The following is a 22,750-nucleotide window of genomic DNA, read 5'->3' on the forward strand; positions in this document are numbered from 1 at the left end:
CGGGGGTTAGATCGGCGCGCCTTCGGAGCGCAGGCGTTCGTGGGCCTCGGCGTCGTACCACCAGAAGTCGAGCGCGCCCAAGGCGAGCGGCGGCAGATCCTCCGGATGGTCGAAGATGTCCCAGTAGGCGACCGTGTGCACGTCCTTGTACCATTGCGGGATCCAGAAGCCGTAGGCGCGCAGCACCCGGTCCAGCGCGTTGGCCCGCACCGTGACCTCCTCCAGCGACTCCGCGTCGGCGAAGGTCTCGACCAGCCGGTCGATCGCCGGGTCGGTCAGCGCCATAAGGTTGCGCGACGAGTCCTCGGCCGTGTCGGAGTGGAACCACTGCTTGAGACCCGTCACCGTCGGCTCGTAGCCCTGCGTCGGCGAGTGGTTCACGAGGTCCCAGTCCCCGGCGCGCCGCCGCTCGATGTACTGGCTCACGTCGACCCGCTCCAGCCGGGCGTCGACGCCGATCCGGCGCAGGTTCTCGACATAGGGGTTCACGATCCGGTCGAAGGCGGGCGAGGTCTGGAGGAACACCGCCTCCAGCGTCTGGCCGTCCTTGCGCCGCAGCCCGTCGTCCCCGGTCTCCCAGCCTGCCTCGTCGAGGAGGCGGCTCGCCGCGCGGAGCATCCGGCGGCCCGGCGCGTTCTGCGCCGCGTCGTTGGCGAAGGGCGCGCGGGCCTCCTCCTCGAGGATGGACGCGTCGAGCAGACCCTCGTCGATCAGGGGCTGCAAGAGCGCCGCCTCCTCGGCCGAGGGCAGGCCCGCCGCCTGGAGGTCGGTGTTCTGCCAGAAGCTCTCGGGCCGCTGGTAGATGCCGTAGAACAGCGTCTCGTTGGCCCACTCGAAGTTCAGCATCATCGCCACGGCGTCGCGCACCCGCGCGTCCCGCCACTTCTCGTCGCGCAGGTTGAACACGAAGCCCTGCGCCTGGCCGATCGCCCCGTTGGGCAGCTCGACCTTCTCGACCCAGCCGCGCTCGACGGCGGGGAAGTCGTAGGAGGTGGCCCATTCCTTCGAGGAGTTCTCGTTGCGGAACGTGTAGACCCCGCCCTTGAACCCCTCCAGCGCGGCGGCGGCGTCCGCGAACACCTCGACCCGCACGGAGTCGAAGTTCCAGCGCCCGACGTTCATCCAGTGGTCGGCGCCCCACCAGTCCTCGTCGCGCACGTAGGTGACCGACCGGCCCATGTCGACCTCGCCCAGCACGTAGGGGCCGGTCCCGAGGAACGGGGTGTCCTGCGTCTCGTCGAGGCGGCGCAGCTCGGTGCCGTCCTCGGCCACGAAGTCGTGCTTGGCGAAGACGCTGCCGCCGGCGAAGCCGACGCGGTCGCGCAGCGGCGCGTCCTCGTTGAAGGTGAACTTCACGCGGTGCGGCCCGAGCACCTCGACCTCCGAGACGAAGTTCTCCACCACGGACACGAACTCGGGCAGGCCCTGCTCCAAGGTCATCTCGTGGGAGAAGGCCACGTCCTCGGCGGTCAGCGGCACCCCGTCCGACCACGTGACGTCCTCGCGCAGGTTGAAGATGACCCACGCGCGGTCCTCGGGATACTCCATCGTCGTGCAGAGGTAGCAGTAGGCCGCGTAGGGGTCGTCCGCCGTCGAGGCGAGGATGCTCTCGGGGATGACGGACCGGACGTTCGTCTCCTCCACGCCCTTGCGGGTGTAGCCGTTGAAGCTGTCGAAGGTGGACTGCGACCAGAAGCTGATCTCGCCGCCCTTCGGCGCGTCGGGGTTCACGTAGGCGAGGCGCTCGGCGTCGGGGCCGTACACGGGCTCGCCGAAGTTGACGTAGGCGTGGGTCTCGATGACCGTCTCGTGGCTTTCGCCGTAGGCCGCGTGCGCCGCCAGCGCGACGGCGGCGGTCGTGATCCAGAGCTTCATGGCGTCCCTCCCTTGCGGACCCGATGGCGCGTCCCGGCCACGTAACGACGGCGACGGGGCCCCCGCAAGGGAGGCCATCCTGACGGATTCGTCATGTAGCGCGCGGGATTCGGGGGGAAAGCGGCAGGCGGGTTCGTTGGGCCGGCGCGTCAGCGCCGCGTCGCGGTCGCGCCGGCCAGATCGCGAGCAGGCGGAAAGCGACCTTCGTGCTTGGCGCGGACCCGCCACATGCGCTTCCGCGCGCCCTCCGGCTCCAGCGCCCGATAGATCCCCCCGGAATACTTGGCCCAATCCAAGGCCATCCCCTCGACGACCATCATCGCCGACAGGTCCGTGCCGTCGGGAAGGGTGCACCGTCCGACTAGCCTGTCGTAGCTCGGGTCCCCATCCGGCTCGACCGTGACCTGCAGCCCCTTGGTCAGGCGCACGAGGGCCCACTTCGCCTTCTGCCCGTAGGGCTGGTCCATCTCGGGCGCGTCGATACCGAAGAGCCGCACATGCACCCCCCGGACGACGATCGTGTCCCCGTCGATCACATGGCAGCGCCCGCTGAACGGAGCGGTCGGCAGGGGCGCACGCTGCGGCGCGGCAGGTCTGGACTGCGCCGGAGAGGCCCGCGTCGGCGCCGGGGGCCGGGACCGCGGCGGCGGCCCGCGGCGCCGATCCTGCCGCGCCGGCCGAGCGAAGAACAGGATCACCCCGACTAGGCCGGCGAATACCACAATCAACTCCATGGTGGTCGCCCGCCCTCAGTCGTCCGGCCGCTTCAGCTCGAACACGTCGCGGACCACCGCGTAGTCGCGGTAGCCGCAGCGGGCGAGCGCGTCGAACGCGGTGAGATCGAACCGCCCGTCCACCACGCAGTCGTCGCGCAGGTGAACGCCCACCACCTCGCCGAACACGACCCGGTTCGCGGCGCCCGGCAGGCGCTCGACGCGCGTCAGACGGCATTCCAGCGTCGCGGGCGCGTCGGCCACGCGCGGGGCGTCGATAGTCTCGCACTCGGCCTTCGCCACGCCCGCCAAGGCGAACTCGTCCGTGCCCGCCGGGTGCGGGCCGGAGGTCAGGTTCATCACGTCCCGCTGCCCGAACGCCACCGTTGAGATGCTGAACACCCCCGTCTCCTCGATCTGCGCCACGCTGTCCTTGGTCCCGTCCCGGTCGTCCTTGGCGCTCGTCGAGGCGAACATCACCTGGGGCGGCACGTAGGCCACCGCGTTGAAGAACGAGTAGGGCGCGAGGTTGTCGCCCAAGCGCCCGCGCGTCCCCACCCACGCGATCGGGCGGGGCGCGACGATGGCGTTGAACGGGTTGTGCGGCAGGCCGTGGCCGTCCTCGGGGCGGTAGAACATCGGGCACTCCCTCTGCCGGTTCGTCTGCCCGCCGGTCTACGAGGCGCGCACGGGGGGTGCACCCCGAAATCCGCCCTGCTAGCCCCGCCGCATGGAGATCGCGCCGGAGACGTCGGAGGACTGGTGGGAGGTCGAGGCCCTGCTCGACCTCTGCTTCGGACCGGGGCGCACCGCGCTGTCGTCCTACCGCCTCCGGGACGGCGTCGATCCCGTCCCCGCCCTGTGCCTCGTCGCCCGCGACGGCGGGGCGATCGCGGGCGCGATCCGCACGTGGCCCTGCGCCGTCGGGACGCGCCCCGCCCTGCTCCTCGGCCCCGTCGCCGTGCACCCGACGCGGCAGGGCGAGGGGCTGGGCGCCCAGCTCATCGGCGCCGTCCTGTCCATCGCCCCCACCCGCGTCATCCTCGTCGGCGACGAGCCCTACTACCGCCGCTTCGGCTTCCGCCGCCTGCACGGCGTCGAGATGCCCCCCCCGACGAACCCCGGCCGGGTCTTGGGCGTTGGGGACTGGACCGGCGTGACGGGCCCCGTGACCCGCGCCACAACCGACTGATCCCGGAGGGAAACATGCCCGACGCCTCGCACCTGCCCGTCCCCGCCGCGCTCGACCGCGAGGCCGAGCTCGACCGCCTCGCCCGCCGGATGCGGAGCGCGTCCGGCGTCGGCATGCAGCTGCTCAACACCCTCGGCACCCAGGCCGAGGGGCTGCTCCGCTTCCTTCCCGACGCGGTCCGCACGGGCCTCACCAAGGCCACCGAGGCCGCGCTCGAGCATGCCTTCGACGCCGCCTCCTACTCCCGCGGCGGGCGTATCCCGGACACCTCCGACTGGATGACCCGCGCGGTCACCTTGGGCACCGGCGCGGCCGGCGGCGCGGGCGGCCTGCCGTCGGCCTTGGCGGAGCTGCCGGTCACGACCACGGTGATCCTCCGCGCCATCCAAGGAATCGCGGACGAGCACGGCTTCGACCCCGACGACCCCGTCACCCGCGCCGCCTGCGTGCGCGTCTTCGCCGCCTCCGGCCCGCTCGACGACGCCAAGGACACCGACCTGTCCTTCCTCACCCTGCGCCTGACGGTGACCGGCAAGACGGTCCAGAGCATGGTCGCCCGCGTCGCCCCCCGCTTCGCCATCCCGTTGGGCCAGAAGCTCGCCGCCCAAGCCGTCCCGGTGATCGGCGCGGTGGCGGGCGCGGCGACGAATTGGGTGTTCACGAGCTACTACCAGGACGTCGCGCGCGTGCAGTTCGGCCTCATGCGCCTCGCGCGCGAGACCGGCGAGCCCATCGAGGACCTAGCCGAGGCCCTCAAGGCGCGGATGACGTAGGCGCGGGCCGCCGGGCCGGGACGGCGTCAGGGCGCGGTCCACGCCCCCGCGAACCCGTCCGCCGCGACGAACAGCGCGCGCCGGTGCGGCTCGTGCTTCAGCGACACCACGTCGATGCGCGCCACCGCCATGCGCAGGGCGACGAACCGCTCGATCTCCGGCGTCCGGCCCACCGCCTCCGGGGCCTCCACGGGCGTGCCCGGCGCGGGATCGGTGCCGTAGTTCGTGCGGCTCCCCTCGGGCACCCGCGCCCAACGGTCGGGGTCGGCGGGGATCAGCGTCATCCCTCCGGCCAGCCGCACCTGCACCTGCCGCCGCGAATCCCACGCGAGGATCTCCGCGCGGGGATCGTGCCGGAGGGCCTCGACCTTCTCGGTCCGCAGGTCGCTGTGCACCTCGACCGCCGCCTCCGACCGCGACGCCCGGCGCAGCCCGACGGTCCGCGCCTGCGGCCCCCGCGCGCCGACCGTCGCCAAGGTCACGAAGCGGAACGGGTCGCGCGCGTCCGCCGTGCCGCGCCCGAGCCGCTGCCAGACATGGGCGAGCGTGCCCTCCAAGGTGGCGAAGGGGTCACTCATAGCCCGTCATCTCCAGGTAGCCGCGGGCGCGGTGGCTGCCTTCCGCGACGACCGGCCCCTCCCAGTAGGGGAACAGGGTCGCCTGCCACGAGTCCGGGTTCACCGCCGCGACCTCAAGGTCCACGCCCTTCGCCGGGATCGCGAGGCGGAAGCGGACGGGCACGTCCCGCCCTTCGACCCCGGCCGTCTCCAAGGGCTCGATCTCGATGCCGTCGTAGAGCGCCTCGACCGTCCCGTCGGGCGCGATCCACGTCGCGTAGAGGAAGGGCGAGCCGCCCCGCAGGCGGAACGCCATCAGGCGGTGCCCGTCGTCGAGATGCAGCGAGAACCAGTCCCAGCCCTCCTGGTCGCCCTCCAAGGGCTGCGAGGACCACTCCCGGTCGAGCCAGCCCTGCCCCGTCACGGCCACGTCCCCGGCGGGGAGCGAGAGGGTTCCCGCGACCTCGTAGAAGGGCTGCGAGTAGTAGTAGGACGCCTGCCCGCTCTCGGACTTGACGGAGAAGCCGTCATCCCCGTGGAACACCAGGGGGCCGGTCGCGGCGAGGTCCAGCGCGTAGGAGGCCGCGCCCGCGCGCGCGGCGACGGCGAGCGCGTCGTAGGCGTCGCCGTCGGTCGCCGTCGAGGTCATCGCGAAGTCGTCGATCCACGCCGCGAAGGGCGCCGCCGTCACCCCCGCCTGGCCGATCCCGCCGCGCGCGAGCGTCTCGCCGGTGAAGTGTGCGTCGGGCGTCGTGATCCCGCTGTGGCCCATCCAGACCTGCGGCCCCTCCGGCGTCAGGGCCGAGCGGAACAGCGTCCACTGGATGCCGTAGGTGCGCCCGTCCGCGCCGTCGAGCACGGCGGTCAGGTACCACCACTCGATGCGGTAGTCCGGGTGCGGCCCGTGGTCCTCGGGGAAGGCGAAGGTCGGGTCGGGCGCGGGCAGCGCGAAGCCCTCGCCGCCTTGGCCGAGGCCCGCGAAGCCTTGGGCTTGGGCGGTCGCGGGAAACAGGAGCCAGAGGACCAGCCAGCGCATCACCGCTCCCCCGCGAACACGCCGACCAGCCGCGCGGGCGCCATGCGCCAGAGCCGCCACGCCGGGACCAGCGCGGCGAGCGCGGCGGCGAGCAGCGCCCAGAGGGCGAGTTCCAGCCATTGCCCCGGATAGACCAGCATCGGCAGCCGCCACCCGAAGGCCGCCACGTTCACCACCGCCAGCAGCACCCACGCCAGCGCCAGCCCCACCGGCACGGCCAGCGCCGCCGTCAGCGCGGCGAGCAGGGTGGCGCGGGCGAGGTCGGACAGCGCGATGGCCCTGCGGGTGAGCCCCAGCGCCCAGACCGGCGCGACCTGCGGCAGGCGCATCGTCCCCAGCGTCGTCAGCGAGGCCCACAGCGCGAAGCCCGCCACCCCGAGCGTCAGCACGTTCAGCGCCCGCGTCACCGCGAAGGTCTGCTCGAACACGTCGAGGGAGAACCGCTTGATGCCCGCTTGGTCGACCAGCCGGTCCGGCGGAAGGCCGAACCGCGCCTCCAGATCGTCGCGCAGCGCCGCGTCCCCGGTCACGAGCGCCAGCCGCCGCCGGTCCGCCTCCGGATAGGCCGCGTCGAACGCCCCGAGCCCGAGGATCGCCTGCCCCCGCGGGTTGCCGTAGTCGGAATACACGCCCAGCACCTCCCACGCCGTCCCGCCCAAGTCGACGGCGTCGCCCGCCCACAGGTCCATCCGCCGCGCCGTCTGCTCGTTGAGCAGCGCGCCCTCGCCGGCGTGCAGCCGGTCCCACGGCGCGGCCACGGCGTCGAGCAGCGGCCACTCGTCGCGGAAGATGGGGTGGTCGGGCTGGCCGAACAGCTCGCCCGGCGCCCCCGCGACGTCGGTCTGCACCGAGACGATGGGCAGCACGTCGGCCCGGTCGCCCACGAAGGCCGCGATCTCCCGCGCCTGCGCCTCGTCCGCCCCGGTGACGTAGAGCTGCGCGGCCAGCCGCTGGTCCAGCCAGCCGGTGAAGGTCTCGCGGAAGCTGCCCACCATCGTGCCGACGCCCACGTTCGCCGCGAGCGCGAGGAGCAGCGCCATCAGGGCGAGGGACAGGCCGGGCACCTGCTGGCGCGCGTCGGCGACCATCCACTCGGCGACCGGGCCGCGCACGAGCCGGGACAACCCGTCGAGGGCCGCGACGAGCAGCGGCGGCAGGAGCAGCGCCGCCCCGAGGAGGAGCGCGCCGAGCAGCGCGAAGCCCGCGCCCAGCCCCTGCCCGAACGCCCCGAGGAGCGCCGCCGCGGCGAGCAGCGCCACGCCCCCCGCCCCCTGCCGCCGGAGCGTCGCCGCCCGCGCCCGCGCCCATGCGCGCGGCATGGCGGGCGCGAGGACCGGCAGGCGCGCGAGCTGCCACAGCGACTGCCCCCCGGCGAGCGCGGCCCCCGCGACGGCCATCCCGAGCCCCGTCAGCCACCATGCCGGCGCCAGCGTCAGGCCCCCGTCGACCGGGGCGCCGTAGAGCCCGCCCAGCGTCGCGGCCACGCCGGGCAGCAGGGCGGCGGCCACGAGGTAGCCCAGCGCGCAGCCGATCAGCCCCGCGACGAGGGTCAGGATCAGCAGCTCCCCCGCCAGCAGCGCGGTCAGCGCGCGGGCCGACAGGCCGATGGCGCGCAGCGTGCGGAACAGGGGGCGCCGCTGCTCGAAGGCCAGACCGATGGCGGCGTTGACGATGAACAGCCCCACCGCGAAGGCGAGCAGCCCGAAGGCCGTGAGGTTGAGGTGGAAGCTGTCCGTCAGCCGGTCGAGGTCGCCCTCGGCGGGCGGTGCCTCGCGTGCCGTGCCGGGGACGACCGAGGCCGGGTCGCCCTCCACCCCCGGCAGCAGGAGCAGACGGTCGATCCGCGCCGTGCCGAGCAGGCGCTGCACCGCGGCGATGTCCGCCACCGCCGTCCCGGGCGCCACGCCGTCCAAGCGGCGCACCGCGATGGGCAGCGCCGCGCCCGCGCCCCCGAAGGCCAGCTCGCCCGTCAGGAACGCGGTCAGGTCATCCGCCCCCGACAGGTCCGGCACCCCCTCGCCCGGGGGCGCGGTGAAGGGGTCGATCCCGATCACCCGCGTGCCCCGCACCCGCCCCTCCAGCACGGGCGTCACCGGCCAGCCGGCGCGGCGGAAGGCGGCGAAGTCGGCGAGCGCGAGGTCGCGCCCGGGATGCACGATCCGCTCCAGCGAGTCCTGACCCAGCTGCGCCGCCGCCCAATCGTAGGAGGTTCGCGCCTGCGCGTTGATCGCCTGCACGCCGGTCCACAGGCCGGTGGCCAGCGCGAGGCCCACGATCAGCGTCAGCGCCTGCAGCGGGTGCCTGCGCCAGTGCGACAGCAGCGCGCCCAGCGCCGCCCTCACGCCAGCACCCCGCCCCGCAGGTGGAGCCGCCGCGACAGGCGCCCGGCCAGCCGCTCGCTGTGGGTCACCATCATCAGCGCCGCGCCCGTGCCCTCCGCCGCCTCGCGCAGCAGGTCCAGCACCGCGTCGCCCGTCGCCTCGTCGAGGTTGCCCGTCGGCTCGTCCGCGAGGATCAGCCTAGGCCGCGCGATCAGCGTCCGTCCCACCGCCACCCGCTGCTGCTGCCCGCCGGAGAGCTGCTCGGGGTAGCGCGAGAGGTGCTCCGCCAGCCCCAGCCGCTCGGCCATCGGCGCGACGTCGGGCGTCCCGCCCTTCAGGCGGGCGTGGAACGCGAGGTTGGCGGCCACGTCGAGCGAGGGGATCAGGTTGAACTGCTGGAACACGAGCCCGACCTCGGCCCGGCGCAGCCGCGCGCGCGCGGCGTCGTCCATCTCCGAGAGCGCCCGTCCGCCGATCTCGATCGTGCCCGAGCTGGGCGCGTCGAGGCCCGCCACGAGGTAGAGCAGCGTCGACTTCCCCGACCCGCTTTCGCCGGTGAGCGCGAGCGTCTCGCCGGGCGCGAGGTCGAGCGACACCCCGCGCAGCACCGGGAGCGGGCCGTCGGCGGTGTCGAAGGCCTTGGTGAGGTCGCGGACGCGGAGCATGGAGGCGGACATAGGGCGCGGGCGGGGGGAAGTCGCGCGTCGTCTCGCCGCCCTCAGAACTCCACGTCGGGCAGGCTGTCGAACGCCGCCCGCAGCGCACCCGCCCAGCCGTCCGAGATCGCGCGCCAGTCCGGGTCCGTGTCCTCGATCCGCCGCGAGTAGCCCAGCCGCAGCGCGTCGGCCTCCAGCACCTGCAGGTCGAGCGGCGTGCCGACCGACAGGTTCGCCCGGATCGTCGAGTCGAACGACACCATCAGGAGCTTCACCGCGCGCTCGAACCCCATGTCCCGGTCGTAGGCGCGCACGAGGATCGGACGCCCGTACTTGGTCTCGCCGATCTGGAAGAACGGCGTCTCGGGCTGGGCCTCGATGAAGTTGCCCTCGGGGTAGATGAGGTAGAGGCGCGGCGGGGAGCCCTTCACCTGCCCGCCGAGGATCATGGAGGCCGAGAACCCCGCCTCCTTCTCGAGCGGCGCCCGCGTCGACTGGATCACCTCCCGCAGGGTCTCCCCGACCAGCCGGGCCGCTTGGAACATCGACGGCACCGACAGAAGCGACGGCTCGCGCTCGCTCGGCGCGAGGTTGCGCTCCTCCAGGAGCGAGATCACCGCCTGGGTCGTGGCGAGGTTGCCGGCGGTCATCAGGATCATCGCCCGCTCGCCCGGCACCTCCCACGTGAAGGTCTTGCGATAGGTCGACACGTTGTCGACGCCCGCGTTGGTGCGGGTGTCGGACAGGAAGACGAGGCCGCGGTCGAGTTGCAGGCCGATGCAGTAGGTCATGGAGATCCCCGAGTTGCGTGCCTCCCTTGGCGAGACTCCCCCGCCGCCGCAACCCGTCGGGCGCGGGCGGGTTGGGGCGCATGGCCGACCCGATGATCCTGACCCTGCGGCTCGACGCGGACGCGATGTCCCGGCTCGAGGTCGAGCGCCGCGCGTTCTTCCCGGCGGCGCGCAACGTGATCCCCGCCCACGTCACCCTGTTCCAGCGCCTGCCCTACGACCGGCCGGACGAGGTGATGGCGGGCTGCGCGGCCGTGGCGCGCGCCACGGCGCCGATGCCCGCGCGGGCGGCGGGGATCCTCGCCTTCTCGCAGGGCGGCGCGATCGCGCTGGAGGTGGACGGCTTCCACCGCCTGCGCGAACGGCTGGCCACCAAGTGGTCCTTCCCCCTCGCGGATCAGGACCGGGCCAAGCGCAAGCCCCACGCGACGGTGATGAACCGCTCCCGCAAGGAGGCCGTGGCCGTCGCCCTGGAGATGCTCCGCGCCCGGTTCGCGCCCTTCGACGCGACCGCCGAGGGGCTCGACCTCTGGCACTACCGCGGCGGCCCGTGGGAGGCGGCGGGGGCGTGGTCCTTCGTGGGCTAGGCGTCAGCCCTGCGACTGCCCGCCGTCGCCCTGCGACTGGGTCATGCCGTTCATCGACTGCTGCTGCTGGCGCTGCTGCTCGACCTCGACCGAGACGTCCAGCCGCTCCGCGCCCGCCCCCTGCCGCATCCCCGTGACGGGGGCGGCGGCGGCGTAGTCCAGCGCCGTCGCCACGCGGACGTAGCGCCCGTCGGGCGAGATGCCGTTCGACACGTCGAACCCGACCCAGCCCAACCCGTGGACATGCGCCTCGGCCCACGCGTGGGTCGCGTCCTGCGCCACCCGGTCGTCCATCATCAGGTAGCCCGAGACGTAGCGCGCGGGCACGTCCATGAACCGGCAGGCGGCGACGAACACGTGGGCGTGGTCCTGGCAGACGCCGGTGCCGTGATCGACGGCCTCCTCGGCGCTCATGCCGACATGGGTCGAGCCGGTGGCGTAGGGGATCGCGTCGCGAATCGTGGCCGAGAGCGCGTGCAGGCGGTCGAGCGCGCCGTCGCCGCCCGCCTCGCGCGCCTGCCCCGCGAGCCGCCGCACGCCGTTGCCCGCCCGCGTCCGGTCCGTCGGCCGCAGGAACATCCACAGCGGCATGTAGCCCCCATGCGCCCCGATCACGCCGGACCCGTCCGTCGCCTCGACCCGCCCCTCGGCGACGATGGCCACCTCGGTCGCGCCCTCGTCGACGGAGGCGAGCTGCACCCGGTTCGCGTGGCTGTCGTCGAAGGCCGTCTCGATCCGCCCGCCCTCGACCGTCACGTCCCAGTCGAGCACCTTCTGCCCCGCCCGGCTCTTGGGCGTGACGCGCAGCTGCTGCAGGCCGTAGCGCACCGGCTCGTCGTAGCGGTAGCGGGTGACGTGGCGGATGCGGAGGAGGGTCATTCCACGAACCTGTAGTCGCGCTCGATCTGCGCGGCGAGGGCCACGTTGGCCGTGAGGAAGTCCTGCAGGAACTCGTGTAGCCCGGTCTCGAACACCCCGGCGATGGTCGTCTTGGCGAGCCGCTTGCGCAGGTCCGCGGCCATGATCTGCGACGGCCCCCGCGCCGAGTAGCACTCCTCGAGGTAGCGCAGGTTGCTCTCGATCTTGTCGGCGCAGAACGCGAGGCTGCGCGGCATCCGCCCGTCGAGCATCAGGAAGGCCGCGATCTCCGCCGCCCCGCCCCTGCGCCCGTGGACCTGCCGGAAGGCGCCCTCGCCCGACACGCCCCGCAGGATCACCTCCCATTGCGCGTTGTCGAGCCGCGAGCCCGGCCCGGAGGCCGAGGGCAGCAGCACGTAGTACTTCACGTCGAGCAGGCGGGCCGTGGCGTCGGCGCGCTCGAGGAAGGTGCCGAGCCGCGCGAAGTCGTAGGCGTCGTCGCGCAGCATCGTCCCGTGCAGCGCGCCGCGCACGTAGCCCGAGGAGGAGCGGATCGTCCCGAGGACGCGCGGCATGTCCCGCACCGAGACGCGGCGCGACAGCGCGTCCCGCGCCGACATCCAGCCGTCGTTCACCGCCTCCCACACCTCGCGGGTCAGCGCCGTGCGCACGAGGCGCGCGTTGGTCCGCGCCGACTCGACGCAGGACAGGACGGAGGACGGGTTGTCCGGCGCGCGCAGCAGCCAGTCGATCACCGCCTCGGCGTCCACGGCCTCGTGGCGCGCGTCGTAGCCCGCGCGGGTCGCCGAGGTCTGGAGCACGCTCGTCCACTCGCTGGTCGCCGCGTCGGGCCGGGTCAGCGCGATGCGCTGGCCGGTCTCGACGAGGCGGGCGAGGTTCTCGGAGCGCTCGAGGTAGCGGAACATCCACAGGATGCCGCCGGCGGTCTTGCCCAGCATCAGTCCGGCCCCCCCATGTCGGGGAAGACCGGGTCGTAGTCCGCCTTCCCCCTGAAGGCGCCCGGACCGAGGCGCGCGCGCAGCCATGCGGACAGGCAAAGCATGCCCGCGACCCCGAGCGCGTAGAGGTGGACGAGACCGGCTTCCCCGCCCGCGAGCACGAAGCCGACCGCCCCGCACCAGAGCGCGAGGAGGAGCCACCCGAGCGCGTCCGCGATCCTGCGCCGACGGCCGCTCATTCCTCCAGCACCCACGTGTCCTTGGTCCCGCCGCCCTGCGACGAGTTCACCACGAGCGACCCCTTCTTCAGCGCCACGCGCGTCAGGCCGCCGGGCGTGATCTCGATCCCCTCGGGCGAGACCAGCACGAAGGGGCGCAGGTCGACGTGGCGGGGCGAGAGGCCCTTCTTGGTGAAGATCGGGCAGGTCGATAGCGCGAGCGTCGGCTGCGCGATGTAGTTGTCGGGCCGCGCGGTCAGCTTCTCGCGGAAGGCGGCGATCTCCTTCTTCGACGCCGCCGGCCCCACCAGCATCCCGTAGCCGCCCGAGCCGTGCACCTCCTTGACGACGAGGTCGGCGAGGTTGTCGAGCACGTGGGCCAGCGCGTCCGGCTCCGAGCAGCGCCACGTCGGCACGTTCTCGAGGAGCGGGCGCTCGCCGGTGTAGAACTCCACGATCTCGGGCATGTAGCTGTAGATCGCCTTGTCGTCGGCCACGCCCGTGCCGGGCGCATTGGCGATGGTGATCCCGCCCGCGCGGTAGACGTCGAAGATGCCCGGCACGCCCAGCATCGAGTCGGGGCGGAAGTTAAGCGGGTCGAGGAAGGCGTCGTCCACCCGCCGGTAGAGCACGTCGATCGGCGTGTAGCCGCGCGTCGTGCGCATCGCCACGCGCCCGTCCACGACGCGCAGGTCCGACCCCTCGACCAGCTCCACGCCCATCTGGTCGGCGAGGAACGAGTGCTCGTAGTAGGCCGAGTTGTGGATGCCCGGCGTCAGCACCGCCACCACCGGCTCGCCGTCGCAGGCGGGCGGCGCCGAGGCCTCCAGCGAGCGGCGCAGCGACCGCGGATAGTTCGACACCCGCTGCACGCGGTTGCGGGCGAACAGCTCGGGGAACATCGAGAGCATCGTCTCGCGGTTCTCCAGCATGTAGCTGACGCCCGAGGGCGTGCGCGCGTTGTCCTCCAGCACGTAGAACTGGTCCGGCCCCGTCCGCACGAGGTCCGTGCCGACGATGTGGGTGTAGATGCCGCCCGGCGGCGTCACGCCGATCATCTCGGGCAGGAAGGCGTCGTTGCGGGCGACCATGTCCACCGGCACGCGCCCCGCGCGCACGATCTCCTGCCGGTGGTGGATGTCGTGGAGGAAGGCGTTGAGCGCGCGGACCCGCTGCTCGATCCCCTTGGACAGGCGCGACCATTCCCGCGCCGACAGGATGCGCGGCACGATGTCGAACGGGATCAGCCGCTCCGCCGCGTCCTTCTCGCCGTAGACGTTGAAGGTGATCCCCGTCAGCCGGAACTGGTCGTCGGCCTCCCGCGCCTTCGCCCGCAGGCGGGCGGGGTCCTCGGTGCGGAACCAGTCCGCGAAGGCGCGATAGGGCGCGCGGGCGCCCTCGGCCCCCGGCGTGTCGGTCATCTCGTCGAAGGGGCCGTCCATCGCGGCACCATCGCCCCCCCTCCGCCGGGGCGCAACCCGAAGTCCGGTCTCAGACCATCTCCTCGGGGACGCCGGGCACGTCCTGCCCGAAATCGCGCCACCGCTTCGTCGCGTGGGGCAGCACGAAGCCGCGCCGCTCCTCGGGCCGGGTCGCCGCGTTGTGCGCCCCCAGCCGCCGCCACGCGCGGATCATGGTGCTGGGGTCGAGATACTCCTCCGGCCAGTCGCCCGGCCCGAGGATGCCCGACATGCAGCGCCGCCGCACCTCGCCCGCCGCCGCGCCCCGGATCGGCACGGCGACCTCCGTGTCCCAGTAGAGGCTCCGCCCGTTCAGGTTGGCCGAGCCCACCACGGCGATCTCGTCGTCCACGACCGTGACCTTGGAGTGCAGGTAGATCAGCGGCGCGCCGTGGATGATCGAGGGGCCGGAGCCCTGCGCCGTCACCCGCCGCGCGGGCGACGCCACGTAGAGGCGGGCGCCGAACGCGCCCTGCAGCTTCCGCAGCGCCCGCGTCTGGAGGAACACCCCGAGGCGCGCGTCCACGCGGGTGTTCCCCTCGAAGGCCACGTCCTCCGGCGCGGCGGGCACGACCGCCAGCAGCGACAGCTGCGGCACCTCCCGGGCGCGCTCGGCCAAGGCGGCGGCGATCCGGCGGTCGCGCAGGAACTGCGTCTCGACGTAGACGAAGCGCTCGGCCCGGGCGATGGCGTCGTGCAGGGCCTCGGCGATCTCGGACAGGACCGGGCGGGGGGACATGCGGATGCCGTCGAAGTTGCGCCTCTGCGACAGCGTGCGCAGGATCAGCCCGCCGGCGTCCGACGGCTCGGCCTCGTCCGCGATCACGGCCTCGAACTCCTCGACATGGCGGCGCAGGGCCTTCGCCGTCGCGGGATCGCGCAGCGTGACGTGGACGTCGTGCCACGTCTCGGGGCCGGGCCGGTCGTGGGCGGGCGTGTCCCAGCGCCGCTCGTTGAGGTCGAGGCCGCCCACGTAGGCGATCTCGTCGTCGATCACCGCGACCTTCTGGTGGTGCGTCACCGGGCTGAGCGGCGGGACGGGCCAGCGCCGCGGCCCCGCCGCGTCCTCGTCCAGCATCAGCAGCCGCGAGGTGTTCGGGTGCTCCGAGCGGAACCGCGCGCGGCGGGACTCGGACATCTTCAGCAGCCGCCCCGCCTTGTCCCGCAGCATCCGGTCCACGCGCGGCCAGAGCAGCAGGCGCGGCAGCATGCCGATGGTCGCGGGGTGGAGCGAGGCATGCGCGTCGAGGCGGCTGCCCGCCGGCGCCAGCTCGCGGAGCGCGCTGACCTGGCGCAGCGTCCGCCACGTCATGCCGTGCAGCTCCTCGCCGACGACCCCGTCGAAGTCCGACAGCACGATCCTCACCGCCACGCCGCGCTGCAGCACGTGCAGGATTAGGTCGAACCAGTCCCCCCCCACCGCCTGCCCCTCGGCGGTCCGCAGGCGGGTGGAGAGGTCGAAGATGCGGAAGGCGCACAGCACGCTCTCGCGCGCGCCCAGCACGTGGCGCTCGAACGCGGGGTAGGCCTCCGCGGCGGTAACGTGGATCTCGGGGGGGGGCTGCTCGCCCGCACCGTCGCGCCGTTCCATGTCAGTAATCCTTGGCCGGTGGCTTGCTGGCCTCCTCGGGGAAGCGCAGTTCGACGGCGTAGGTTCCCGATCCGTCGGCGCCGGTCTCCAGCCGCCCGCCGACCTGCTGCGCGAAGGCGCGGATCAGCTGCGACCCGAGGCGTGCGCCCCCCGGCTCGGCATCGGCGCCGCCGGCCCCCTCCGCGGCGACGGGGTTCTCGATCCGGAGCCGGACCTCGCCCGCCTCGACCGAGACGTGGATGCGCGCCCCGCCCGCGCCGTGGCGCTGGGCGTTGGTCAGCGCCTCCGACACCAGCAGCGAGAGCGGGACCGCGCGGTCCGGGTCCAGCGCGATCCCGTCCGGGCCCTCCACGGCCGGCGCGGGCCCGAGCGCGGCGCCGCCCTGCCCCGCCTGCTGGGCCAGCTCGCGCAGGAGGCGGCGGAGGTCGATGCGGTGGAGGTCGTCCGACTGGTAGAGCGCGCGGTGCACCAGCGCGAGCCCCATGATCCGGTCCTGCAGCCGCCCGAGCGGCGCCCGCGCGGCGGCGTCGGCGACCCGCCGCCCCTCCATGTTCACGACGGACGAGATGAGCTGCAGGTTGTTCTTCACCCGGTGGTGGACCTCCTTCAGCAGCACGTTCTTCTCGCGGAGGTTGTCCTCGAGGGTGGCCTCGTCGCGCAGGATCGACCCCGCCATGTCGCGGAAGTCGTCCTCGATCCGCACGAGTTCGGCGGGCGCGCCGGCCAGCTCGGGCGAGTCCGAGAGGCGGCGCGACCGCGCGAAGCGGCGCATCTGGTCCGACAGGGTCCGGATCGGGCGTCCGACCATCATCTCCACCGCGAGGATCGCCACCACGAGCGACGTCGCCCACATCGCCAAGGGCATCCCGAGCGAGCGCAGCGCGGACAGCCACGGCGGGGTCTGCGAGGCGACGGGCCAGCTGCCGACCGCGTAGGCCACGTCGGGGACGAGCGTGGCGACCGCGTAGGCCCTGCGCTCGCCCGTGGCGTCGGCCACCACCCGGACGCGGCCGGGCTGCGCGAGGAGGTCGGCCAGCCCGTCCTCCGGGGGCAGGTGGAGCTCGACGTCCGCGCCGGGGACCGTCGAGGTCAGCACCCGCCCGGCGGCGTTCAGCGTAATCAACTCGATCGTCCGCTCCGCCGCGCCCAGCCCTCCGGCGACGGTCGCCGCCACGCTGTCGACCGGCACGGAGATCGACACGAAGCCCTTGAGGTCGGCGCCCTCGCGCACCGGGCGCGTGACGATCAGCACCGCCTGCCCGCTGAGCGGCGCGTCGGGGTTGCTGGTGATGTTGATCCTCGGATCCTCGACGGACTCCCCGAAGGAGTCGAAGGTCGAGAAGTCGAAGGGCCGCCCCGCCGTGGAGCAGGTCATGCGCCCGTCGCGGGGCAGCAGCCCCACGAAGGAATAGTCCGGCCGCTCCTCGAGGATGCGCCCGAGGTAGACGGCGCAGCCATCCGGGTCGGCCTGGAGCCGGTCGAACAGGACCCCGATCGCGCCCGCCGCGCCGAGCGCGCCTTGGATCGTCGACTGGAGCGGGTTCGCCGCCCGCTCGGTGCGGGCGAGCAGCAGCAGGTCCTCCTGCCGCTCGGCGGCCGAGATGACGCGCGCGCTCTGCCAGTAGGCGATGGCCCCGAGGGGCAGCAGCGCGAGCGTGAGCATGAGGATGAGGCGGGGCCTCAGCCCCGCGCCCCTCCGGTCGGCGGCATCGGCCACGGGATCAGAGGCTGCCGTTCTGCATGGAGCTGACCACGGCCATCGTGGCCGGGTCGGTCAGTTCGAAGGCGTCCTCCTGGGACATGCCCATCAGCTCGACCAGCTTGGCGCGGCCGCGGTTGACCCGGCTCTTGATGGTGCCGACCGCGACGCCGCAGGTCTCGGCGGCCTCCTCGTAGGCGAAGCCGGACGCCCCGACGAGGATCAGCGCCTCGCGCTGCTCCTCGGGGAGCTTCTCGAACGCGGTCTCGAAGTCCATCAGGTTCAGCCGCCCGTCGTGGTCGGGCTTGCGCGACAGGGACGCGGTGATGACGCCGTCGGTGTCGGGCACCTCGCGCTTCGCCTTGCGGCGGTTCGAGTAGTAGGTGTTGCGCAGGATGGTGAAAAGCCACGCCCGCATGTTCGTGCCGGGCTTGAACTTGTCGAGGTTCGACCACGCCTTCACGAGGGCGTCCTGCACCATGTCGTCGGCCAGGGACGCGTTGCGCGTCAGCGATACCGCGAAGGCGCGCATCGCGGGGAGATGCTCGACGATCTCCTTGCGGGGATCGGGTGCGCCGGGGATCGGCGCGTCGGAGGCGTCGGTCATTTCGAGCCCTCCGCGTCGGCGGGCTCGGGCGCGCTGCCCCGTTCCAGTTGCGCCAGCAGCTTCGCGAAGCGGTCGGGGACGTCCTCCTGCAGCACGTCGTCGTAGACGCGACGCAGGTTCTGGTCGATCAGGTCGTCGACCCGATTGCTGGGTTGGTCTTGGCTCATACGGTCCCCATGTCCCCCGTGCGTCCGGCCGCACGCGCCTGCGGGATCTGACGTCCCGGTCGCGGAACTAAACCCGAGAGTGCATGTTTGGTTCCCGGCACAACCGACAACAGAAGATGGGGGACATCGTGACGGACACCACCGCCGAGATCAGCCGGGCGCTTCCGTACCTGCGGCAGTATGCGCGGGCGCTGACGGGCTCGCAGGCATCGGGCGACAACTACGCGGCCGCGACCTTGGAGGCGATCCTCTCCGACCGCAGCCTCCTCGAGGACGCGACGAGCACGCGGGCGGCCCTGTTCCGGACCTTCCACGGCATCTGGATCTCGTCCGGCGCGCCGGTCGCGGGCGACGAGGCGGGCCTCGCCGCGCGGGCCCAGAAGCACATGGCGGGCCTGACCGGCAACACCCGCGAGGCGCTGCTGCTCCACACCCTGCTCGACTTCACCTTCGCCGAGGTCGCCGAGATCATGGGCCTCGACCCGGTCGAGGCGCACGAGCTCGTCGAGACCGCCCGGCGCGAGATGGCGGACGCGGTGGCCGGCAGCGTGATGATCATCGAGGACGAGTCGATCATCGCGATGGACCTTGAGGCGCTGGTCTCCGACATGGGCCACCGCGTCACCGGGATCGCGCGCACCCATGCCGAGGCGGTCAAGCTCGCCGGCGAGGAACTGCCGGACCTGATCCTCGCGGACATCCAGCTCGCCGACAACTCGTCGGGCATCGAGGCGGTCAACGAGGTGATGCAGGATCTGGGCAAGCGCCCCGTCATCTTCATCACCGCCTTCCCCGAGCGGCTGCTGTCGGGCGAGCGCAAGGAGCCCGCCTTCCTGATCCCGAAGCCCTACACCCAGGAGAAGGTCCGCTCGGCGGTGTCCCAGGCCATGTTCTTCGCCTCGACGGAGACCCTGTCGGCCTAGTGAAAGTACCGGTCCGGCCCCGCCACGGGGCCGGATTCAGGAGCTGCCGACGGTGCGACGGCCTGTCGCAGCGCCGGATTTCGCTATGTCGATCGACGCATGGAAGTCGGCATCCGTGAACGGACGCCGCAGGATCGTCCAGCCGCGATCGCTCGCGACCTGCGACGCGCCGCCCGTCGGGATCGCCAGGACGGACGCGCCCGACGACGCGATCGCGGAAGTTTCGGCCACGGCCTCGAAAACGCTTTCATCGCCTTGGAGGACGACGACGATCGTCCCGGCGTCCGGTCCGGCCGGCACGAGGTCGGACGGGGTCTCGGCCTCGACGATCTCGGCGGCGGGATGCACCTCCCGGATCAGGTCCACGAGGTCGATCCGGATCAGCAGGTCCGTCGCGTATATGTAAAATCCCATACGTGTGCCCCGGCCCCCTCGCGACCCGCTGTGGAACAAGGCCCACGACGTCGCATTTAACTGCGACATAGGAAAAGGGGGATTTGCGTCCTGATGGTCACAAAGTGCGAAGCCTGCCCCCTGCGCCGCCGCGGCCTGTTCACCGCAATGAGCGAGGAGGAGATCCGTCAGACGCAACGCTTCAAGGTCGGCGAGATGATGGTCGAGGGGGGGACGCCGGTCCTCACCGAGGGGGCCCATTCGGCCCAGCTCTTCACCGTCCTGTCGGGCCTCGGCATCCGGTACAAGATGCTCGAGAACGGGCGGCGGCAGGTCCTCAACTTCGTCTTCCCCGGCGATCTGCTCGGCCTCCAGGCCGCCGTGATGGGCGAGATGGGGCACACGGTCGAGGCGCGGGGCAAGATGCGGCTCTGCGTGTTCGACCGCGCCGCGCTGTGGGACTTCTTCAAGTCGTCCCCGGGCCGGTCCTTCGACCTGACGTGGCTGGCGGCGACCGAGGAGCACTTCCTCGGCGAGGCGCTCACCACCGTGGGCCAGCGCAATGCGGAGCAGGCGGTGGCGTGGGCCTTGGTGAAGGTCTACCTGCGGGCGACGCAACTGGACCTCACGGTCTCAAACACCATGACCCTGCCGTTCAAGCAGCAGGACCTCGCCGACGCGCTGGGGCTGAGCCTCGTGCACACGAACAAGACCTTGGCCAAGCTGCGCGAGCGTCAGATCGCGACGTGGCGGGACGGGACGCTGACCGTGAACGACCTCGACCTTCTCGCCGAGCTCGGCCTGACGACGACCCAAGCGCCGCCGCGCCGCCCCATCATGTGAGGGACGACGGGCCCGAGCGGGCCCGGCGCGGCCCGAACAGGCTCCAGCCGAGGAAGCCGATCACGGGCAGGCCGATCACGAAGGCGGCCCATGCGGCGCGCCGCGCGATCGAGGCGTCCGCCCCTGCGATGGACCACAGGGCCCATGCGTCCGCGGCGATCAGTGCGCCGAGCGTGATTAGGGTCGTCTCCATACGGGCCTCGTTGGGCGGTTCAGTGTCCGGTCAGGGGACGAACCGCGGGCCGGGCGGGGCCGTTCCGGGGAAAGCACCCCGCATTCGAGGCGCCTTTTGCACGGATTTCACAGGTCCTTGCGGTCCAGTTCGTCCATCACCTGTCCGTAGGCCAGCAGCGTGAAGATCGCCGTCCCGCCGACGATATTCCCCGCAAGGACCGGCAGGAAGAAGGTGAGCGCCCCCTCGGCCAGCCCGAGTTCGCCGCCCCAGACGAGCCATGCCCACTCGACCGACCCCGCGACGACGTGGGTGAAGTCCCCCGCCGCGATGAGCCACGTGAAGATCAGGATGATGGGCAAGGCGTTGCCGCGCTGCGGCAGCATCCACACGAGCGCCGCGACGAGCACCCCGGCGGGGATCGCGCGGGCGAAGGCGGTGGCGGGCTCAAACCCGGTGGCATGCAGCGAGAGCGAGGTGATCGCGGGCCAGAGCTCCGTCGGGATGGCGGGGGTGAAGCGGTAGAGGGCGGCCACCGCGAACGCGCCGACCACGTTCGCCGCCAGCACGATCCCCCACAGCCGGAGCATCGGCCCGAGCAGCCGCCCCCGCCCCTCGTGCACGACGGGCAGCACCGTGGTGATCGTGTTCTCGGTGAAGAGCTGCATCCGCCCGAGGATCACCACGAGGAACCCCAGCGAGTAGCCGAGGTTCTCGATGAGGTAGGACCACGACGCTTCCGCCGGCAGGTAGGTGCGGAAGATCGCCTCGCCGAGCACGGACATGGAGATCATGATCCCGGCCGCGATGCCCGACCAGACCAGCGAGCGCGTCGGGCGGGTCAGCTCCTCCTCGCCGTCGCGGCGGATCACCTCGTAGAGGAGCTTCGGCGCGAGCTTCGACGCCGCCTCCACCGCCTCTTCGTCGCGGGCCTCCTCCTCCAGGGCCTCCTCGGCGGCGGCCGCCGCCGCGGGGTCGAGGTTCTGCAGCGGAGCGGCGAGCCGCCCGTCGGGGGTCGGGGTGGTCATGCGGGCGGCTCCTCGGTGTGCCGGCGTGAAACGAACGGGGACGGGCGGCGTTCCCCCCTCCCCGACCACGTGGTTCTCCGCCGATGACGATACGACGCCTGCTCTCGACCGCGTGGATCCGCCAAGCCGTCCAGGAGGTCCGCGCCAGCTACTGGTTCCTGCCCGCCTGCGCGATGGTGGCCGCGCTCGTCCTCGCATGGGCGATCAACTGGGCGGACGGGGCGCTGGTCGAGGCCGAGGCGGACCTGCCGCAGGTGATGACCGGGCTCGACGCCGACGGCGCGCGGACCCTGATCTCCACCATCGCCTCGGCGGTGATCGGGGTGACGGGGGTGATGTTCTCGCTGACCATCGTGGCGGTGACGCACGCGGCGGGGAAGTACGGCCCGCGCCTGATCGGCAACTTCCTCCGCGACCGGGGCAACCAGACGGTGCTCGCCATCCTGATCGGCGTCTTCACCTTCGCCGTAGTCAACCTGTGGTTGATGGGCGGCCCGGAGGACCGGGTGCCGCACCTCGTGGTGGCGGCCACGTTCGTCTCGATCTTCCCGGCCATCGCGGCGGTGATCTACTTCATCCACCACGTCCCCGAGACCATCAACGTCTCGAACATCGCCGCCGGCTTGGGCGGCACGCTGATCCGCATGGTGCGCGAGGAGATCGACGGCCAGCAGGACGAGGCCGAGCCGCGCGACGCGCCCGACCGCGACCCGGACGCGACGCTGCGCCCCGACGGCGGCGGCTACGTGCAGGCCGTCGACTTCGAGGGCTTGGAGGGCTGGGCGGAGGCGCGCGACGCCGTGCTGCGGGTGGAGGCGATGCCGGGCAGCTTCGTCGCGCCCCGCGGCTCGTGGCTCTCCGTCTGGGGCGCGGAGCCAGACGAGACGGTCGAGCGCGCCATAGCCTTGGGCGCGCAGCCGACGGAGACGCAGACGATCACGTTCGTCGCGGACCAGCTCGTCGAGATGTGCGCGCTCGCGCTGAGCCCCGGCGTGAACGACCCCTTCACGGCGATCACCTGCCTCGACTGGCTCGCCGCCGGGCTGATGGAGGCGCTGGAGCACGGCGAGGGGCTCAGGGCCCGGACGCGGGGCCGGGTGATCCGGGCCGACCTCGACTTCGCCGCGCTCTACGCGCGCGCCTTCCCCGCCGCCGCGCCCTACGTGAAGGACGACGCGATGGCCGCCGCCCATGCGGAGCGGCTGGTGGCGGACCTCGCGCGGCGCGCCGAGCGGGGCGGCTGGCCGCCGCGGATCGTGCGGACGCTGCGGGCGGACGCGAGACGGTTCCGCGACGCGGCCTGACCCGCGGGGAATCGGCGGGAACGCGGC

25 protein-coding genes are annotated in these 22,750 nt (G+C 72.7%); 6 read left to right on the forward strand and 19 right to left on the reverse strand.

Translation table 11 applies throughout. The features are described from left to right. Window positions 1-6 precede the first annotated feature (6 nt). From JQC91_RS01015 to JQC91_RS01025, 3 genes are all read right to left on the reverse strand, one after another. Window positions 7-1,875, reverse strand: coding sequence for an extracellular solute-binding protein (locus tag JQC91_RS01015; protein ID WP_203284915.1), 1,869 nt, complete (start codon window positions 1,873-1,875; stop codon window positions 7-9). A gap of 149 nt (window positions 1,876-2,024) precedes the next feature. Next, window positions 2,025-2,372 (reverse strand): thermonuclease family protein, encoded by a 348-nt coding sequence (locus JQC91_RS18185; RefSeq protein WP_203284916.1) that lies wholly within the window; start codon window positions 2,370-2,372, stop codon window positions 2,025-2,027. 252 nt (window positions 2,373-2,624) lie between these two features. Next, window positions 2,625-3,227 (reverse strand): flavin reductase family protein, encoded by a 603-nt coding sequence (locus tag JQC91_RS01025; protein ID WP_203284917.1) that lies wholly within the window; start codon window positions 3,225-3,227, stop codon window positions 2,625-2,627. 91 nt (window positions 3,228-3,318) lie between these two features. Here JQC91_RS01025 and JQC91_RS01030 point away from each other — a divergent pair, with 91 nt between their 5' ends. Continuing rightward, window positions 3,319-3,780, forward strand: coding sequence for an N-acetyltransferase (locus JQC91_RS01030; RefSeq protein ID WP_203284918.1), 462 nt, complete (start codon window positions 3,319-3,321; stop codon window positions 3,778-3,780). Window positions 3,781-3,794: 14 nt separating this feature from the next. Beyond that, on the forward strand, window positions 3,795-4,553 hold the full coding sequence (locus tag JQC91_RS01035) for an EcsC family protein (RefSeq protein ID WP_203284919.1): 759 nt from the start codon (window positions 3,795-3,797) through the stop codon (window positions 4,551-4,553). Between the two features lie 26 nt (window positions 4,554-4,579). Here the strand turns inward: JQC91_RS01035 and JQC91_RS01040 are convergent, their stop codons facing one another. The 5 genes from JQC91_RS01040 to JQC91_RS01060 are packed head-to-tail and all read right to left on the reverse strand — an operon-like array spanning window position 4,580 to window position 9,914. Continuing rightward, window positions 4,580-5,131, reverse strand: a complete 552-nt coding sequence (locus JQC91_RS01040; RefSeq protein ID WP_203284920.1) for a pyridoxamine 5'-phosphate oxidase family protein — start codon at window positions 5,129-5,131, stop codon at window positions 4,580-4,582. Beyond that, window positions 5,124-6,146, reverse strand: coding sequence for a lipocalin-like domain-containing protein (locus JQC91_RS01045; protein ID WP_203284921.1), 1,023 nt, complete (start codon window positions 6,144-6,146; stop codon window positions 5,124-5,126). The genes JQC91_RS01040 and JQC91_RS01045 overlap by 8 nt, the downstream gene beginning before the upstream one ends. Then, entirely contained in the window at window positions 6,146-8,488 is a 2,343-nt protein-coding gene (locus JQC91_RS01050) for an ABC transporter permease (RefSeq protein ID WP_203284922.1), read from the reverse strand. The genes JQC91_RS01045 and JQC91_RS01050 overlap by 1 nt, the downstream gene beginning before the upstream one ends. After that, entirely contained in the window at window positions 8,485-9,132 is a 648-nt protein-coding gene (locus tag JQC91_RS01055; RefSeq protein ID WP_238941237.1) for an ABC transporter ATP-binding protein, read from the reverse strand. The genes JQC91_RS01050 and JQC91_RS01055 overlap by 4 nt, the downstream gene beginning before the upstream one ends. Before the next feature lie 53 nt (window positions 9,133-9,185). Next, complete coding sequence (locus tag JQC91_RS01060) at window positions 9,186-9,914, reverse strand: proteasome-type protease (RefSeq protein WP_203284924.1); 729 nt, start codon at window positions 9,912-9,914, stop codon at window positions 9,186-9,188. Between the two features lie 26 nt (window positions 9,915-9,940). Here JQC91_RS01060 and JQC91_RS01065 point away from each other — a divergent pair, with 26 nt between their 5' ends. Beyond that, window positions 9,941-10,501, forward strand: coding sequence for a 2'-5' RNA ligase family protein (locus JQC91_RS01065; protein WP_203284925.1), 561 nt, complete (start codon window positions 9,941-9,943; stop codon window positions 10,499-10,501). A 3-nt stretch (window positions 10,502-10,504) separates the two neighbouring features. Here JQC91_RS01065 and JQC91_RS01070 read toward each other — a convergent pair whose 3' ends face one another. The 8 genes from JQC91_RS01070 to JQC91_RS01105 are packed head-to-tail and all read right to left on the reverse strand — an operon-like array spanning window position 10,505 to window position 18,060. Beyond that, on the reverse strand, window positions 10,505-11,380 hold the full coding sequence (locus JQC91_RS01070; RefSeq protein ID WP_203284926.1) for a transglutaminase family protein: 876 nt from the start codon (window positions 11,378-11,380) through the stop codon (window positions 10,505-10,507). Next, a complete protein-coding gene (locus JQC91_RS01075) occupies window positions 11,377-12,318 on the reverse strand; it encodes an alpha-E domain-containing protein (protein WP_203284927.1) in 942 nt (313 codons plus the stop codon). The genes JQC91_RS01070 and JQC91_RS01075 overlap by 4 nt, the downstream gene beginning before the upstream one ends. Then, window positions 12,318-12,557, reverse strand: a complete 240-nt coding sequence (locus tag JQC91_RS01080; protein WP_203284928.1) for a hypothetical protein — start codon at window positions 12,555-12,557, stop codon at window positions 12,318-12,320. Before JQC91_RS01080 ends, JQC91_RS01075 begins: the two co-directional genes overlap by 1 nt. Beyond that, the gene (locus JQC91_RS01085) at window positions 12,554-13,978 is read right to left on the reverse strand and encodes a circularly permuted type 2 ATP-grasp protein (RefSeq protein WP_203284929.1); all 1,425 of its coding nucleotides are present in this window, start codon (window positions 13,976-13,978) and stop codon (window positions 12,554-12,556) included. The genes JQC91_RS01080 and JQC91_RS01085 overlap by 4 nt, the downstream gene beginning before the upstream one ends. A 49-nt stretch (window positions 13,979-14,027) precedes the next feature. Next, window positions 14,028-15,587: a phospholipase D-like domain-containing protein gene (locus JQC91_RS01090; protein WP_203284930.1), complete on the reverse strand. Its 1,560-nt coding sequence runs from the start codon at window positions 15,585-15,587 to the stop codon at window positions 14,028-14,030. Window position 15,588: 1 nt separating this feature from the next. Continuing rightward, window positions 15,589-17,304: a sensor histidine kinase gene (locus JQC91_RS18190; RefSeq protein ID WP_203284931.1), complete on the reverse strand. Its 1,716-nt coding sequence runs from the start codon at window positions 17,302-17,304 to the stop codon at window positions 15,589-15,591. Between the two features lie 4 nt (window positions 17,305-17,308). Next, the gene (locus JQC91_RS01100; RefSeq protein ID WP_203284932.1) at window positions 17,309-17,893 is read right to left on the reverse strand and encodes an RNA polymerase sigma factor; all 585 of its coding nucleotides are present in this window, start codon (window positions 17,891-17,893) and stop codon (window positions 17,309-17,311) included. Then, window positions 17,890-18,060 (reverse strand): NepR family anti-sigma factor, encoded by a 171-nt coding sequence (locus JQC91_RS01105; protein WP_203284933.1) that lies wholly within the window; start codon window positions 18,058-18,060, stop codon window positions 17,890-17,892. The genes JQC91_RS01100 and JQC91_RS01105 overlap by 4 nt, the downstream gene beginning before the upstream one ends. Window positions 18,061-18,188: 128 nt before the next feature. Here JQC91_RS01105 and JQC91_RS01110 point away from each other — a divergent pair, with 128 nt between their 5' ends. After that, window positions 18,189-18,983, forward strand: coding sequence for a response regulator (locus JQC91_RS01110; RefSeq protein WP_343069879.1), 795 nt, complete (start codon window positions 18,189-18,191; stop codon window positions 18,981-18,983). A 36-nt stretch (window positions 18,984-19,019) separates the two neighbouring features. On the opposite strand, the gene JQC91_RS01115 is transcribed toward JQC91_RS01110, so the two are convergent. After that, on the reverse strand, window positions 19,020-19,349 hold the full coding sequence (locus tag JQC91_RS01115) for a hypothetical protein (protein WP_203284935.1): 330 nt from the start codon (window positions 19,347-19,349) through the stop codon (window positions 19,020-19,022). Between the two features lie 195 nt (window positions 19,350-19,544). On the opposite strand from JQC91_RS01115, the gene JQC91_RS01120 reads away from it, so the two are divergent. Then, window positions 19,545-20,219 (forward strand): Crp/Fnr family transcriptional regulator, encoded by a 675-nt coding sequence (locus JQC91_RS01120; RefSeq protein WP_238941238.1) that lies wholly within the window; start codon window positions 19,545-19,547, stop codon window positions 20,217-20,219. Here the strand turns inward: JQC91_RS01120 and JQC91_RS01125 are convergent. Then, entirely contained in the window at window positions 20,212-20,412 is a 201-nt protein-coding gene (locus JQC91_RS01125) for a PLD nuclease N-terminal domain-containing protein (protein ID WP_203284937.1), read from the reverse strand. The genes JQC91_RS01120 and JQC91_RS01125 overlap by 8 nt on opposite strands. 107 nt (window positions 20,413-20,519) lie before the next feature. Beyond that, on the reverse strand, window positions 20,520-21,419 hold the full coding sequence (locus JQC91_RS01130) for a formate/nitrite transporter family protein (RefSeq protein ID WP_203284938.1): 900 nt from the start codon (window positions 21,417-21,419) through the stop codon (window positions 20,520-20,522). Between the two features lie 83 nt (window positions 21,420-21,502). Between JQC91_RS01130 and JQC91_RS01135 the strand changes: the two genes are divergently transcribed. After that, the gene (locus JQC91_RS01135) at window positions 21,503-22,723 is read left to right on the forward strand and encodes a DUF2254 domain-containing protein (protein WP_203284939.1); all 1,221 of its coding nucleotides are present in this window, start codon (window positions 21,503-21,505) and stop codon (window positions 22,721-22,723) included. Window positions 22,724-22,750: the final 27 nt, after the last annotated feature.

The organism is Jannaschia sp. Os4, from assembly GCF_016820245.1.
GTDB lineage: Bacteria > Pseudomonadota > Alphaproteobacteria > Rhodobacterales > Rhodobacteraceae > Jannaschia.

What these genes read in the sequence shown, in the direction of transcription:
- JQC91_RS01015 (WP_203284915.1), bottom strand. Translation starts at nt 1,875, where the DNA reads ATGAAGCTCTGGATCACGACCGCCGCCGTCGCGCTGGCGGCGCACGCG.
- JQC91_RS01025 (WP_203284917.1), bottom strand. Translation starts at nt 3,227, where the DNA reads ATGTTCTACCGCCCCGAGGACGGCCACGGCCTGCCGCACAACCCGTTC.
- JQC91_RS01030 (WP_203284918.1), top strand. Translation starts at nt 3,319, where the DNA reads ATGGAGATCGCGCCGGAGACGTCGGAGGACTGGTGGGAGGTCGAGGCC.
- JQC91_RS01035 (WP_203284919.1), top strand. Translation starts at nt 3,795, where the DNA reads ATGCCCGACGCCTCGCACCTGCCCGTCCCCGCCGCGCTCGACCGCGAG.
- JQC91_RS01040 (WP_203284920.1), bottom strand. Translation starts at nt 5,131, where the DNA reads ATGAGTGACCCCTTCGCCACCTTGGAGGGCACGCTCGCCCATGTCTGG.
- JQC91_RS01045 (WP_203284921.1), bottom strand. Translation starts at nt 6,146, where the DNA reads ATGCGCTGGCTGGTCCTCTGGCTCCTGTTTCCCGCGACCGCCCAAGCC.
- JQC91_RS01055 (WP_238941237.1), bottom strand. Translation starts at nt 9,132, where the DNA reads ATGCTCCGCGTCCGCGACCTCACCAAGGCCTTCGACACCGCCGACGGC.
- JQC91_RS01060 (WP_203284924.1), bottom strand. Translation starts at nt 9,914, where the DNA reads ATGACCTACTGCATCGGCCTGCAACTCGACCGCGGCCTCGTCTTCCTG.
- JQC91_RS01070 (WP_203284926.1), bottom strand. Translation starts at nt 11,380, where the DNA reads ATGACCCTCCTCCGCATCCGCCACGTCACCCGCTACCGCTACGACGAG.
- JQC91_RS01075 (WP_203284927.1), bottom strand. Translation starts at nt 12,318, where the DNA reads ATGCTGGGCAAGACCGCCGGCGGCATCCTGTGGATGTTCCGCTACCTC.
- JQC91_RS01080 (WP_203284928.1), bottom strand. Translation starts at nt 12,557, where the DNA reads ATGAGCGGCCGTCGGCGCAGGATCGCGGACGCGCTCGGGTGGCTCCTC.
- JQC91_RS01085 (WP_203284929.1), bottom strand. Translation starts at nt 13,978, where the DNA reads ATGGACGGCCCCTTCGACGAGATGACCGACACGCCGGGGGCCGAGGGC.
- JQC91_RS01090 (WP_203284930.1), bottom strand. Translation starts at nt 15,587, where the DNA reads ATGGAACGGCGCGACGGTGCGGGCGAGCAGCCCCCCCCCGAGATCCAC.
- JQC91_RS01100 (WP_203284932.1), bottom strand. Translation starts at nt 17,893, where the DNA reads ATGACCGACGCCTCCGACGCGCCGATCCCCGGCGCACCCGATCCCCGC.
- JQC91_RS01105 (WP_203284933.1), bottom strand. Translation starts at nt 18,060, where the DNA reads ATGAGCCAAGACCAACCCAGCAATCGGGTCGACGACCTGATCGACCAG.
- JQC91_RS01120 (WP_238941238.1), top strand. Translation starts at nt 19,545, where the DNA reads ATGAGCGAGGAGGAGATCCGTCAGACGCAACGCTTCAAGGTCGGCGAG.
- JQC91_RS01125 (WP_203284937.1), bottom strand. Translation starts at nt 20,412, where the DNA reads ATGGAGACGACCCTAATCACGCTCGGCGCACTGATCGCCGCGGACGCA.
- JQC91_RS01130 (WP_203284938.1), bottom strand. Translation starts at nt 21,419, where the DNA reads ATGACCACCCCGACCCCCGACGGGCGGCTCGCCGCTCCGCTGCAGAAC.
- JQC91_RS01135 (WP_203284939.1), top strand. Translation starts at nt 21,503, where the DNA reads ATGACGATACGACGCCTGCTCTCGACCGCGTGGATCCGCCAAGCCGTC.